10 protein-coding genes are annotated in these 13,221 nt (G+C 73.6%); 5 read left to right on the plus strand and 5 right to left on the minus strand.

Going from position 1 to position 13,221, the window contains the following annotated elements:
* Positions 1-9: 9 nt before the first annotated feature.
* The 3 genes from cydB to CLV37_RS02390 are packed head-to-tail and all read left to right on the plus strand — an operon-like array spanning position 10 to position 5,053.
* Positions 10-1,044, plus strand: a complete 1,035-nt coding sequence (gene cydB, locus CLV37_RS02380) for a cytochrome d ubiquinol oxidase subunit II (RefSeq protein WP_106206564.1) — start codon at positions 10-12, stop codon at positions 1,042-1,044.
* Entirely contained in the window at positions 1,041-4,397 is a 3,357-nt protein-coding gene (cydD, locus tag CLV37_RS02385; RefSeq protein ID WP_106206566.1) for a thiol reductant ABC exporter subunit CydD, read from the plus strand. The genes cydB and cydD overlap by 4 nt, the downstream gene beginning before the upstream one ends.
* Entirely contained in the window at positions 4,394-5,053 is a 660-nt protein-coding gene (locus tag CLV37_RS02390) for a M15 family metallopeptidase (protein ID WP_106206568.1), read from the plus strand. Before cydD ends, CLV37_RS02390 begins: the two co-directional genes overlap by 4 nt.
* Positions 5,054-5,057: 4 nt before the next feature.
* Here the strand turns inward: CLV37_RS02390 and CLV37_RS02395 are convergent, their stop codons facing one another.
* Entirely contained in the window at positions 5,058-5,489 is a 432-nt protein-coding gene (locus CLV37_RS02395; RefSeq protein WP_106206570.1) for a hypothetical protein, read from the minus strand.
* 195 nt (positions 5,490-5,684) lie between these two features.
* Between CLV37_RS02395 and CLV37_RS27350 the strand changes: the two genes are divergently transcribed.
* Positions 5,685-5,846 (plus strand): hypothetical protein, encoded by a 162-nt coding sequence (locus CLV37_RS27350; RefSeq protein ID WP_170127008.1) that lies wholly within the window; start codon positions 5,685-5,687, stop codon positions 5,844-5,846.
* The gene (locus CLV37_RS27355; protein WP_170127009.1) at positions 5,843-6,013 is read left to right on the plus strand and encodes a hypothetical protein; all 171 of its coding nucleotides are present in this window, start codon (positions 5,843-5,845) and stop codon (positions 6,011-6,013) included. The genes CLV37_RS27350 and CLV37_RS27355 overlap by 4 nt, the downstream gene beginning before the upstream one ends.
* Before the next feature lie 13 nt (positions 6,014-6,026).
* On the opposite strand, the gene CLV37_RS02400 is transcribed toward CLV37_RS27355, so the two are convergent.
* The 4 genes from CLV37_RS02400 to CLV37_RS02415 form a co-directional block, all read right to left on the minus strand.
* Entirely contained in the window at positions 6,027-6,584 is a 558-nt protein-coding gene (locus CLV37_RS02400) for a Uma2 family endonuclease (RefSeq protein WP_106206571.1), read from the minus strand.
* Positions 6,585-6,641: 57 nt separating this feature from the next.
* On the minus strand, positions 6,642-7,193 hold the full coding sequence (locus tag CLV37_RS02405) for a glycosyltransferase family protein (RefSeq protein ID WP_146149266.1): 552 nt from the start codon (positions 7,191-7,193) through the stop codon (positions 6,642-6,644).
* 353 nt (positions 7,194-7,546) lie between these two features.
* A complete protein-coding gene (locus tag CLV37_RS02410) occupies positions 7,547-9,979 on the minus strand; it encodes an IPT/TIG domain-containing protein (RefSeq protein WP_146149267.1) in 2,433 nt (810 codons plus the stop codon).
* A 409-nt stretch (positions 9,980-10,388) separates the two neighbouring features.
* Entirely contained in the window at positions 10,389-13,151 is a 2,763-nt protein-coding gene (locus tag CLV37_RS02415; protein ID WP_106206579.1) for a hypothetical protein, read from the minus strand.
* Between the last annotated feature and the right edge of the window lie 70 nt (positions 13,152-13,221).

Raw genomic sequence — 13,221 nt, forward strand, 5'->3', positions numbered from 1 at the left:
GAGACCGCGATGACTTCGTGGCTGGACCTGCCCGTCTTCTGGTACTGCGTCACCGTCCTGGCCTGGGTGCTGTTCTTCGTCCTGGAGGGCTTCGACTTCGGCGTCGGGTTCCTCGGCCCGCTGCTGGGGCGCACCGAGGCCGAGCGCGGCGCCGCCGTGCGCACCGTCGGGCCCGTCTGGGACGGCAACGAGGTGTGGCTCGTCGCCGCGATCGGCGTCACCTTCGCCGCGTTCCCCGACTGGTACGCCGCCCTGCTGTCCGGGGCGTACCTGCCGATGATCGCGATCCTGCTGCTGCTGGCCGTGCGCGGCGTCGCCATCGAGTTCCGCGGCAAGCACGACACCGCCCGCTGGCGCAACGGCTGCGACGCGTTCCTGGCCGCCAGTTCCCTGCTGCTGGCCGGGACGTGGGGCGCGGTCCTGGGCGTCCTGGCCTCCGGGCTGGCCCTGGGGCCCGACGGGGAGGTCCACGGCAGCGGCCTGACCCGCTCGCTGGCCCCGCTGTTCGGGCCCTGGGCCGTCCTCGGCGGGTTCGCCGGGGTCCTGCTGGCCACCGTCCACGGTGCGACGTTCCTGTCGCTGCGCACCACCGGCGTGCTGCGCGCCCGGGCCCGCCACCTCACCGTCGCCACCGCGCCGGTCCTCGTGGTCATCGCCCTGGCGGTGTTCATCGCGGCCGGGCACGCCGTCGTCGCCGCCGGCGCCGCCCTCGCGGCCCTGGCCGCAGTGGCCGCCTGGCGCCGTGCGGAGGTCCTGGCCTTCGCGGCGACGACGACCGCCGTCGCCGGTACCGTCGTGGCGGTGTTCACCGCCCACCTCGGCGAGGGCTCCTGGGTGCTGCTGCGCTCCACGCTGTCCCCCGCCGGCGACGTGACCCTGCGCGCGGCCGCCGCCTCCGACGGGGCCCTGCACCTCATCACCGCCGCCGGGCTCGTCATCCTGCCCGGCGTGATCGCCTACCAGGCCTGGTCGTACGTGGTGTTCCGCCGCCGCGTCGCCACCGGGTTCCCCGCCGCCCGCCGCCGGGTGCGCGTGAGCCGGTGAGCTCGGGCCAGCGTCCACCCCAGCCCCGCCGCTCGAGGGGTCCCGTCGACCCCCGGCTGCTGCGGCACGCCCGGCCCGCGCGGGCGGGCATCGCGGCCACCGCCGCCGTCGAGGCCGTCGCCGCCGCGCTGCTGGTCGCGCAGGCCGTGGCCCTGGCCGACCTCGTCACCGGGCTCTGGCACGGCCGGGCGCAGGGCCTGGGCCTGCTCGCCGGGGCCGTGGCCGGGCGGGTCGTGACCTCCTGGGCCGCGGCGCGCCTCGCCCAGCGCACGGCCACCGCCGTGCGCGACGACCTGCGCACCCGCGTCCTGGCCCGGGCCCTGGACCTCGGCCCGGCCTGGGTCGAGCGGTTCGGCCGCGCCCGGCTGTCCGCCGTCCTGACCCAGGGGCTGCCCGCGCTGGACGGCTGGTTCACCCGCTACCTGCCCGCCCTCGTGCCCGGCGTGCTGCTGCCCCCGGCCGTGCTCGTGCTGCTCGCGCTGAACGACCTCGAGTCCGCGGTCACGGTGCTCCTGACGCTGCCCCTGGTTCCCGTCTTCGCGGTCCTGCTCGGCAAGGCCACCCAGGCCCGCGCCGACCGGCAGTGGCGCACCCAGCGGACGCTGGCCGCGCACTTCCTCGACACCGTCCGCGGCCTGCCCACGCTGCGCGCCCACCGCCGCGCCCAGCGCCAGGTCGGCGCCGTCGCCGCGACCACCGACGCGCACCGCCGCGCCACGCTGTCCGTCCTGCGGGTGGCGTTCCTGTCCTCCACGGCCCTCGACCTCGTCGGGACGCTGTCGGTGGGCCTGGTCGCTGTGACCGCGGGCATGCGGCTGGCCGGGGGCACCCTCGACCTGCGCACGGCCCTGCTGGTCATCCTGCTGGCCCCGGAGGCCTACCGGCCCCTGCGCGAGGTCGGTGCCCGGTTCCACGACTCCGCCGACGCCGCCTCCGTCGTCGACGACGTCGACGAGGTCCTCAGCGCCCCGCTGCCCGCGCCCGCGCCCGCGCCCGCTGACGGTCCCGCCGACGGTCTGCGGCTGCGCGGGGTGAGCGTCCGGCGCGCCGACGCCTCGGCCGTGCTCGAGGACTTCGACCTCGACGTCGCGCCCGGCGAGCTGCACGTCCTGGCCGGTCCCAGCGGCGCCGGCAAGACGACCGCGGCCCGCGTCGCCGCCGGTGCCCTGGTCCCCGACGCGGGCTCCGTCGGGCACCCCGACGCGACGGCGCACCTGCCGCAACGGCCCGAGTTCCCCCACGCCGCGACCGTCGCCGACGCCGTCCGCGCCGGGCGCGACGCCGGCGACGACCTGCTCGCCCGGGCGCTGGCCGACGCCGCGGCCGCCGACCTCGACCCCGCGACGCCCCTGGGCGAGCACGCCGCGGGCCTGTCGGCCGGGCAGCGCCAGCGCGTCGCGCTCGCCCGCACGTTCCTGTCCGCGCACCTGGGCGCCCGCGCCCTCGTGCTCGACGAACCGACCGCCCACCTCGACCCCGCCGGCGAGGCCGTCGTCGTCGCCACCCTGCAGCGGCTGGCCCACGAGGACGGCGTCGCCGTCCTGGCCGTCGCCCACCGCCCGGCCCTGCTCGCCGCCGCCGACCGCACCACCACCCTCACCCGCCCCGCCCCCCTGCCCGCCGCCCCCCTTCCCGCGCGAGGCACACCTCGCGCCCTCGACACGCCGTCCGGCCGGGCCCGAGGTGTGCCTTCGACCCCGGACCGAGCCCTCGACCGGCGCCCGGGAGGGGGCCGGGGCAAGGGGGCGCTGGCCGTCGCGACGGGGATCGCCGCGGTCCTGGCCGCCACCACGCTCACCGCCGCCGCGACGTGGCTGCTGGTCACCGCCGCCGGCCGGCCCCCCGTGCTGACCCTGTCGGTGGCCGCCGTCGTCGTGCGCGCCAGCGCCACCGCCCGCCCCCTGCTCGTCTACGCCGAACGCCTCCTCAGCCACGACGACGCGTTCTCCCGGCTCGCCCGCTGGCGCTCCGACGTCGTCGCCTCGCTCGTCCCGCGCCTGCCGGGTCCGTTGTCCCGCAAGCGGTCCGGGCGCTCGGGAGAACTCCTCGTCCAGCTCGTCGACGACGTCGACGCCCGTGTCGACGGGATCCTGCGGCACCGCCACCCGGTAACCGTGACCGTCGTCGCCGTGCTCCTGGCCCTGGCCGCCGTCGCCGCTCTCGACCCGCGGCTGGCGCTGGCCGCCGTCCCGGGTCTGCTGCTGGCCGTCGTGGTCGCCCCCGTGCTCGCGGGAACCGCCGAACGTCGTGACGCCGCGCACCGCGAGGACGTCGGTGCGCTCGCCGCGGCGACCGTCGAGACCCTCGACGCCGTCGAGGACCTGCAGACCCTGCGGGCCGTGCACCCGCTGGACACGCTGTGGCGCCGGCAGTCCGCCCTGGCGCACGCCGAACGTCGCCGGGCCCGGGCCGTCGCCGCGACCGCCGCCCTCGGGGCCGCGGGGACCGGCCTGGTCGTCCTGGGCCTGGCGTGGGGCGCCGACGCCTCGACGCGTCCCGTCGCCTGGGTCGCCGCCGCCGTCCTGGCGGGGATCACCGTCGCCGACGCCACCCGCGTCCTGCCGGACGCGGCGCGCGCACGGGAGCGGGCCCGCCGCGCCGCGGCCCGCGCCGCCACGCTCCTGGCCACTGCCCCGGCCGCGACCGAACCCGTTGCGCCGCAGCCCCTCCCTGCGGGGTCGACCCTGCGGTTGCGCGGTGTCGTCGCCGGCTGGGGCGAGCCGTGCCTGCGGGGTCTGGACCTCGACCTGACCTCCGGGGACGTCGTCGCCGTGCGCGGGCCGTCCGGCTCAGGGAAGTCGACGCTGGCCGCGCTCCTGCAACGGTTCCTCGACCCCGCCGCCGGCGACGTCCTGCTCGACGGGGTGTCCCTGACGGCCCTCGCCGGCGACGACGTCCGCTCCGTCGTGGGCCGCGTCGGCGACGACGAGCACGTGTTCGCGACGTCGCTGCGCGAGAACCTGCTGCTGGCCGCGCCCGGCACGCCCGACGCCGACCTGCTCGCCGTCCTGCGCCGGGTCCGGCTCGAGGACTGGTTCGCCGCGCTGCCGCACGGGCTGGACTCCCGGCTCGGGGACGGCGGCGCCCCGCTGTCGGGCGGGGAGCGGCGGCGGCTGGCGATGGCCCGGGCGCTGCTGGCCGACGTGCGCGTCCTCGTCCTCGACGAACCGTCCGAGGGCCTGGACGAGGCCACCGGCACCCGGTTGGTGACCGACCTGCTGGACGCGCGCGGCGAGCAGGCCGTGCTGCTGCTCGCCCACCGCACCGAGGGCGTCGAGCGGGCCGACCGCGTCTACGACCTGACCGGCGGACGCCTCGTGGTCGCGACGCAGACGACTACCGTGCGGTCATGAGCTTCGTACGCTCCGTCGCCCTCGCCGTGCTCCCCCTCCTGCTGACCGGTCCCGTCCTGGACCGGGGCGCCCGGCAGGTCCGCACCCCGCCCGTCCCGCCGTTCACCTCCTCGGTCTCCCCCGTCACCGCCGCGGACCTGTCGGCGTCGTGGCGGCCCGGCTGCCCCGTGGGGCCCGCGGACCTGCGCTCCGTCGCGGTCGGCTACGTCGACCCGGCGGGGCACCCGGCGACCGGACGGCTCGTCGTGCACGCCGATGTCGCGGCCGACGTCGTCGCGGTCTTCGCCCGGCTGTACGCCCAGCGCTTCCTCGTCACGAGGATGCAGCCCGTCGAGGCGTACGGGGGTTCGGACGACGCCTCCATGGCCGCCGACAACACCTCGGCGTTCAACTGCCGGGCCACGACCGGTGGTTCGGGGTTCTCCGAGCACTCCTACGGCACCGCGATCGACCTGAACCCCGTCGAGAACCCGTACGTCAAGGGCACGACCGTCCTGCCGTCGGCGGGCCGGGCGTTCCTGGAGCGCCGGCCCGCCCCGGGCGTCGTGGTCGCCGGGGACGCCGTCGTGCAGACGTTCGCCGAGCACGGGTTCTCCTGGGGCGGGGACTGGTCGTCCCTGAAGGACTACCAGCACTTCTCGGTCTCGGGCGACTGAGGCCTCACGACCGGCCGCGGGCCACGTCGGTGACGTCCGCGCCTTCGAGCCGGACGTCGACGACCAGCGGCACGTCACCGGCCGTCGACTCGGCCACCGCTCCGGCGATCTCGGACGCGCGCCGCACCTCCACGAGGTCCACGCCGCGCAGGGCCACGACGTCCAGGGGGGTGGTGGAGCCGACGTCGCAGACCACGAGGACCGCGCCCCCGCGCCGGACCTCCTCGACCGCGTGCAGCAGAGGACCGGTGAGGTCCTGCCGGGTGCAGACGCCGACGGCCACGGCACCGGGGGCGCGGGCACCGGTCTCGAGCCAGTCCCGGAACTGCCCGTCCTCGGTGGCCACGGTGAGGTCGACGTCGGGGTAGCCGGCGAAGGAGTCGCGGACGTGCTCGACGAGCGTGCGGGTGAGCCGGTCCAGCGGGTCGTGGCACACGGCGTGGGCTCCTGGTGTCGGATGCAGTAGCCACGTCCCGACTGCCCGTGAAGCTACGCCGCCGAACGGGTTCCCGCACCCGCTGCCCGGGGTACCTTCCGGATGCGTGCGGGCGGGAACGGCGGGACGGTGTCCAGCGGTACCCGGTCACGGGTCGCCGCAGGAGGTTCGTCGTCCACGGAAGGGCTGTACGGGGTGTTGGTCGTGGTGTGCTGCCTGGTGCTCGTCGTCGCGGGGTTCGTCGCCGCGGTGCGGATGGAGGCGGCATGGTTCTCCGACCGCCCCGTCACCACGGTCCCGGCTCCGCGCGCCGACGCCGTCCCACGGGAGGCGCTGCAGGAGGCGGGGACCGCGTGAAACCCGACCGCGTCCCGGACGAACGGGCCGCCCGCCGGGCCGCGCTGCTCGCCGCCCGGCAGGCCGCCTGGCTGCGACGGCGCGCGCGGGGGTTCCAGCCGCGACGACTGCCGTTCTCCCCGGCCAGCATCCTCGGGCGGTCGGCGCGCAAACCACCCCCGGAGTGACACCGCGGGTGGGTCAGCCCAGCAGGGCGGCCACGTCGACGCGCACCGAGGCGGCGCCCAGGTCCAGGTCGACGACCGCGTCGCGGCCGTGGACGGCGGTGGGAGCGAACACCCCGTCGATGGGGGCGTACGTGGTGAGGGTCTGCGCCCGCGGGTCGACGATCCAGTAGCGGGGCAGGCCCGCCGCGGCGTACTTGGCCATCTTGCGCAGGAGGTCGTCCCCGCGGTTGGTCGAGAGGACCTCGACGACGAGGTCCGGGGTGGCGGTGAAGCGGGCGTCGGAGCCGGCCTCCGCCGTCGCGCGGTCGTAGACCATGACGTCGGGCACGAACTCGTCGCGGCCGGGCTTCCAGCCCCAGCCTGCGTTCACGTCGTGGGTGGCGGGCAGCGCCGCTGTGAAGAGCACCTGCGACCGGAAAGCGATCTTCTGGTGTCGGCCGGACGGGCTCGGGCTCACGACCAACTGCCCGTCGATGTACTCCGCCCGCACGTCCTCCGGCAGGTCTTCGTACTCGTCCCAGCTCAGGACCCGCCCGGCCGTGACGTACGGCTCGGCGACCTGCTCCGTCACGCGGACACCTCCCTCGGGTTCGTGCGCGCCAGCCTAACCGCGGGAGCGTTCCCGGGGTCAGACCCGGTCGAACACCCCGCGCTGCGCCGGCACCCGCGCGGTCGTGGCCACCGGCTGGTGCACCGTCAGGACCGAGCTCGGCACCTCGGCGACCGCACCGGTGAACGCACCGGAGGACACGCAACCCCGGTGCAGCAACCGCGCCGAGCGGTGGGTGCCGCGCACGACGTCGTCGACGCGAACCGACATCGCCGGCACGTCCACCGCACGCTGCAGCAGGTCGCGCAGCAGGTCCGGTGCCGTCGTGACCCGCTCCCCCGCCAGCACGCACAGCGCCCAGTCCGCGCCGACGTGCGCGAGCGCCGCCTCCTGCGCCCGCTCGCGGTCGTCGGCCCAGAAACCCGAGACGACGGTGACGGCCGGGTGCAGCGTCGCTTCGAAGGCGGCACTGCCGGGGGTGAGGTGGTCGGCGGTGTCGTAGACGACGACCTCGTCGGCGACAGCGACGAGACCGCGCAGGTCCTGCTCGAGAGCAGGGGCGAGGGTCGCGGTGTCCGCGGCGCCCTGCAGGACGAGGCAGGCGGCGAGGGTGGTGCGGGAGGTGGTCACGAACATCAGCTCCGTCGGTCGGTGCGAGCGCCTGTCCGCGCCCTCGGGTGAACCATCGACCGGGAGAGGCGGAGCGTTTCGCGTGTCACACACCTTTTACGCAGTGTTGACATCTGCGCCTCACCCGCGCGGTTCCTGCCCGTTGGGGAGAAGACCCACGGCCGGGCGATCTGGTCGTCGTCCTCCCGGCAGACCGGCAGGACGGAAACCTGGTCACCCAGCCTCGCGACCGCCGAAGAGCACATTTGGCGCAGTGGGACTCGTGAACGCCGAACGCCCCGGGAGCGGGTGCTCCCGGGGCGTTCGGTGGTCAGCGAGGACTCACCGTGAGGTCACGGCGGGTCGCACGGGGATCACGCGCTGACGGTGAACTCCACACCCGCCTCGGCGTACTTGGCGCCGTCCCAGACCTGCAGGACGTAGACGCCGCTGGCGAGGTCCTTGGCGTCAGCGTCCGTGTAGTCGTAGGTCTTGATCCAACCGTCGGTGCCGTCCTGGGTCGCGACCGTGGTCTCGACGGCCTTGGCTGCACCGTCGGACTTCAGGTAGTAGCGGACCTTCACGTTGGCGGGCAGGTCCGTACCGGTGAAGGAGATCCCGCCGTCGGCGTCAGCCGAGCCGGGGGTGTAGTCGGCAGTCTCCAGAGCGGGCGCCGGGGCAGCGGCCACCGTGAACTCCTTGGTCACGACCGTGGTGCCGGCCTTGAGGGTGACCTTGTAGGTCCCCGCGGTGATGTCGGCGCCGAGGGTGAACGTCCCCTTGGCCTTGTCCCACGCGGCCTTGGTGTCGGTGGTGCCCTTGAACAGCGTCGCGGCCGTGACCGTGTCGAAGCTGTCGCCGGTCAGGGTGACGACCTTGCCGTCGTAGGCGACGTCGGAGACCGCCAGCGGCTTGGCGATGGTGAAGTCCTTCGCCACCCAGGTCTTGCCGTCGAGGCTGACCTCGGCGGTGTAGTCACCGGGGGTCAGGGCCTCGGAGAGGGTCAGCGTGGACTTGGCCGCACCGAAGGTGGTGAAGACCGCGCCGGCGCCCTTCTCGTCGTCCGTGGCGTCGCTCCCGAACACGCGGGCGACGGTGGCCTTGGTGAAGTTCGTGCCCTCGAAGGTCACGAGCTTGTCGGCGACGGTGACCTTCGTCAGGGTCTGGGCCGCGATCTTGAAGGTCGTCGCGGTGCCCCACGTCTTCCCGTCGATGCTGACGTCGACCTTGTAGTCACCGGCCGGCAGGTTGCCCGCCAGGTCGATCGTGGCCGCACCGACGGCGGTGGCCTTGACGGCCACGCCCTCGACGTCGGCGAGGTCGTCGGCGGAGGTGCTGGCGAGGTAGACACGAGCCGTCAGCGAGTTGCTGAGGTTGGTGCCGCCGAGGGTGACGCGGGCCGGGACGGGCTTCTTGTCCGCACCCACGGTCGTCTCGGTGTAGGTGGCCTTCGTCAGGGTGGCGGGCAGACCGGCCGAGACGACCTCGAACTTGTCCGAGTCGGTGGCGGCCGTGGTCTTGACGACCGCGTCGTAGCTGCCGGCCGCCAGGGTCGGGATCTCGAAGGTGGCGGAGGTGTCGCTGGCGACCTTCACCAGGGAGGCCGTGACGGGCGTGGTCTTGCCCAGGACGCCGGTGCGCGGCGTGAGGGTGATGCTGACCAGACCCGTGAGGTGCTCACCGGTGACCGTGAACTTGGTCTTGCCCGTGGCGCCGGCGGCCTGCTCGATCTTCGAGACGGTGGCCTGCTCGGGCGCGTCCCACTCGAACTTGGAGTCGTCGCCGCTGGTGCTGCTGCCGTACTTGGTGTTCAGGACGAGGTCGCCCGTGACGCCGGTGGCGTCCTTGAGCTTGATCGTGGCGGCGAGCTTGGGCACGGTCAGCGTGAGGCTGGTGACCTTCTTGGTCGTGGCGTCGACGTTCTTCTTGACCGCGACGGGGACCTTGACGTCCTTGTCGTCCTTGTCCTTGATGTTCAGGGTCGCCGTGGTGACCAGGTCGAGGGCGGTGCCCTTGACGGTGACGGTCGTCGCCAGCGTGGTCAGGCCGGAGGAGACGTCGGTCGTGAAGGCCGGGGCGACGGCTTCGTAGTCGACGAAACCGGCGTAGGCGGTGCCGCCCTTGGTGGTGACGAGGACGTCCTGGATGCCCGTGAGACCGGCCGGGGCGTCGAACAGGATGCTGTCGTCGCCGCTCTTGACGACGGTGACGGTGGCCTTGGCGGGCTTGCCGCCGACGAGGACCTTGGTGGTGCCGGGCTCGAAGCCCTCACCCTTGATGGTGCTGGCGAGCGAGCCGTAGTCGGGGGAGAACCCGTCCTCGTCCGCGGCCTCCTCCGAGATCGTCGGGGCGGCCTGGGTGTAGTTGTACTTGAAGTCGCCCTTGCCACCGACCTTCACCAGGACCGCGAGCTTGGCGGCGTCCTTGCCGTCGGCGGAGACGGCCGCGGGGACCGTGACCTCGAGAGCCGTGGCGGACAGCACCTTGACGGCGTCCGCGGCGACGGCGACGTCGCCGAAGGTGACGGCCTTGGCGGCCAGGTCGTCGCCGGAGCCGGTCGTCAGGTTGGTGCCGAAGACGACGACCTTGTTGCCGCCGGCCTGCGGACCGGTCGTGGTGGACAGGCGCGTGATCTTCGCGTCCGTGGACGGCGCGGGCGCGTCGGCCGAGGCGACAGCCGCGCCGAAGGCGGAGGGGGCGGCGGCGGGGGCGGCGGCGAACGCGGGGCCCGCCAGACCGGCCGAGAGCGCGAAACCGGTGAAGACGGCCGCCATCCGAAGCGTCGTCTTGGTGGAGGTGGAGCGCATGGGGTTTCTCCTGTGTCTTCCGTGATCTGGGAGGCCTGCTGCAGTTGCGGAGTGAGAGGGCCTGCTCCGGCAAGCGGAGCGGCTTGCACCCCGTTCATCGTCTGCGTGGAAGGCGCCCTTGAGCTTCGCCTCCGGTTTCACCCGACCGTCGCGTCCCATGATTTCCCGTCACGCAACGTGACGATCGGCGAGGCGCAGGACCCTCACCGGCCCCGAACGGCCGAACCGGTGGACCCGAGGGGTCCACCGGTCACCGTGGTGAGCACTGAACGTGACGAGCGCTCCGCGTCACTCGTGGCGAGGTACGCCGACGGCGTCTGCCTGCGGGGCGGGAGAGGGCACACCGGACCGGAGGAGGCCGACCCCCGTCCCACCGGTGAGCAGGGTCCCGGACCAACGGGACGACCGGTCAGGCGGACTGCTCCTGCCAGTCGGGCGAGAAGACCCACGGTCGGGCGACCCGGTAGTCGTCGACGGGTACCCACCCCGACCGGTCCAGGGTGCGCTCGATGCGGTCGTCGTCCTCCTCGCAGACCGCGAGCACGAAGGCCGAGGCGTCCGCGGTCCCCCCGTCGTGGCCGAGCAGGACGGCCGGGGCGATGCCTGCCCCCGCCATCACGCGCGCGACGGCACCCACCCGGTTCGGGTTCGGGTCCCACAGCGCGATCGGACGCGTGCCGATGCCGAGCGCAGAACGACGGTCGAGCACCTGGCTCGGGTGGGCGGCGATCTGTTCGAGGATGCTCTGCGCCAGGGCGTGCCCACGCTCGGCCGTCAGGTGCATGACGTAGTCCGTGACGTGGTTCCGATCGAACACGACGTCGTTCATCTCCACGACGTGAGCTCGGGGCTCGACCGCGCAGAAGTCGCGCACCGCCCGGTTGAGGACGACTGCGCGCTCCCGCATCAGGGGGAAGTCCGGCGCCATGGAGCGGAAGTACGGCATCTCAGGAGCCGTCGTCAGCAGGAGCCGGGTCCCGGGGTGCAGTCGCTCGAGGATCCAGGTCAGGTTCTCCTGCAGCCGTTCGGGCGTGATCAAGCCCTCGTCGTCGAACTCCTCACGCACCCACGTGGCACCTGGTTCGAGCTCACCGGCGTCGTGGCCGTCCACGAGGGGAGCCCAGTGCGAGGCGGCCCCCGCACCGCGCAACCGTTCCCGCAGATCCAGGTCCAGCTGCACGACGAGGTCACGCCGCTGCTTGTGACGGTACTGCGCGAAGGTCAGGTCGTCGTGGAGACCGAGGACGACGTAGTCGTAGGGGCGGTCGAAGATCTTCGTGGCGAAGGCGCTCGAACCCTGGTAGTTCAGGAAGTTCTCCCGGCAGAACTCCTGGTCCTCGATCCCCATCTCGACGCAGCTGCGGATGTACTCGGTTCCGGTGTTCACCCCGCGCTGACGACCGCGGAAGGTGTTGCACTCGAACGTCAGGTCGACCATCGGCAGGGCGAGCCGGCCCACCGCCTGGAAGAGGTCGCACGCGCTCAGGGCGAAGACGCTCAGCCGGGCGTCGGCCGGCACCAGGGCAGCCGTGGCCCCGGTGGACCGGGGAGCACCCGCCGCCGCCTCCTCGACCTCTTCCAGCACGATGTAGTCGCGGAGCTGGTCGGTGGCCGAGACCTCGACGGCCGTGTCCCCCACCACCGTCAGGGGCGGGTGTCCGAGGTGAGCGTAGACGTGCTGCTCGATGCCGAGGTTGATCGTCCGGCAGGAGAAGAGGAAGTGCTCCAGGACCCCGTGGCGCAGGTAGTACCAGCCGACGATCCCGTAGTCGCCGAAGTCGTCCTGGACCCGGACCGTCGCGCTGCGCCCCGCCGGGTCGGCCAGGAGCGCGTCGACCTCGTCGCGGGTCGCGCGTCGCTTGGTGAAGTTCAGCTGGTTCGTCCGCACGATCATGTCGTGGATGCGGTCGGCGTCCTCGACGCGAGAGGCTCGCAACTGGATGCGCAACCCGCTGGACCGCAGGAAGTCCTCGTTCGAGCTCGCCGCTGCTCGAGCGACCTGCCGCTCCTGGAGCAGGCGGTAGTGGCCGAGCCGGGTGTGGTCCGGATCGGGTTTCCCTTCGAGACCGGGGAGGGACAGCAGCCTCGGCAGCTCCTGGGCGTCCAGGGTCTGGATGCCGGGGTTGTAGTAGGCGACTTCCGCGAGGTTTCCCGGGTTGTCATCGATGAAGAGCACGTTGACCGGTCGCAGTCCCATGTCCGCGATGAGCTGCTTCACCGCCTGGCCCTTGGGGACGAAGGCGATCCGGGGGAACACGAAGTAGTCCGACAGGCCGTGGTCGGCGAGCACGGCGAGGGCTGCGTCGTGGTGGTTCTTCGAGCAGATGGAGTTGACGATTCCTCGGCCGGTGAGCTCCACGAGAGCGCGGGCGTTCTCCTCGGGGACCCGGACGACGCCGTCCTCGGCGAGGGTACCCTCCCAGAACGTGTCGTCGAGGTCCCAGACGACGAGCTTGACGATCTCCACCGGCTGCCGTCTCACCTGCGCGATGGCCCGTGCCCGGGCCGCGACGTCCGGCACGGGGCAACGCCCGAGCACGTCGGCGGCGTGTGCCGCGGTCTCGAACACGACCACGTCCGCCAGCCCCAGGACGACGAGCTCCACGAGCTCGTCGAGTCGCTCGGGGAGCTCGTCCAGCTGGTAGCCGGCCGCGATCAACCCGGAGCCGAGGAGCTGGACCCAGGCGTGGTCCTCGGCCTGCGTCGTCGCACCGGGAACGACGGTTCCGGGCGGCGCCGTCACCGGTTCGGCGATCCAGCGCGTCTGCGGTTGGACGAGCCTGACGCAGGCGGCGGTCAGGTGCTCCAACGGGGAGGCGCCGATGCTGCGCACTTCTCGGTACGGCTGACGGTTGGCGGCCTGCAGACCGTCGATGCGCGGCAGGACGTCGGCCAGGAGGCCGGTGACCTGGAGCCACGAGGGTTCGGAGGGCACACGGACGGCGAGGCGGGCACGGACGTCGGCCGGTGCCGGCGCGTCGTCGTCCCCGCCCTCGACCTCCTCGGCCCGGTAGAGCAGCAGATCCGGCTCCGTGGTGCCGCGGACCCGCTCGTGGACCAGCTCGCCGCAGGCATCGCGCACCGGGGTGAGACCCATGAGGACGATCGTCTCGGTGGCCGCTCGCGGCGAGCGGTCGAGGACGGCGGGGTTCTGCTGCAGGATCGAGGACATCGGACGCCTTACCTGTGAGGGAGGGGTACGTCACCCAATCGGCGTAGCGTCAGCTGGCTTGAGCTCGGGC

It is taken from the genome of Kineococcus rhizosphaerae, from assembly GCF_003002055.1.
GTDB classification, from domain to species: domain Bacteria; phylum Actinomycetota; class Actinomycetes; order Actinomycetales; family Kineococcaceae; genus Kineococcus; species Kineococcus rhizosphaerae.

Excerpts from the sequence above, each read along its gene's own strand:
- CLV37_RS02415 (WP_106206579.1), bottom strand. The coding sequence starts at position 13,151 with ATGTCCTCGATCCTGCAGCAGAACCCCGCCGTCCTCGACCGCTCGCCG.
- cydB (WP_106206564.1), top strand. The coding sequence starts at position 10 with ATGACTTCGTGGCTGGACCTGCCCGTCTTCTGGTACTGCGTCACCGTC.
- CLV37_RS02390 (WP_106206568.1), top strand. The coding sequence starts at position 4,394 with ATGAGCTTCGTACGCTCCGTCGCCCTCGCCGTGCTCCCCCTCCTGCTG.
- CLV37_RS02410 (WP_146149267.1), bottom strand. The coding sequence starts at position 9,979 with ATGCGCTCCACCTCCACCAAGACGACGCTTCGGATGGCGGCCGTCTTC.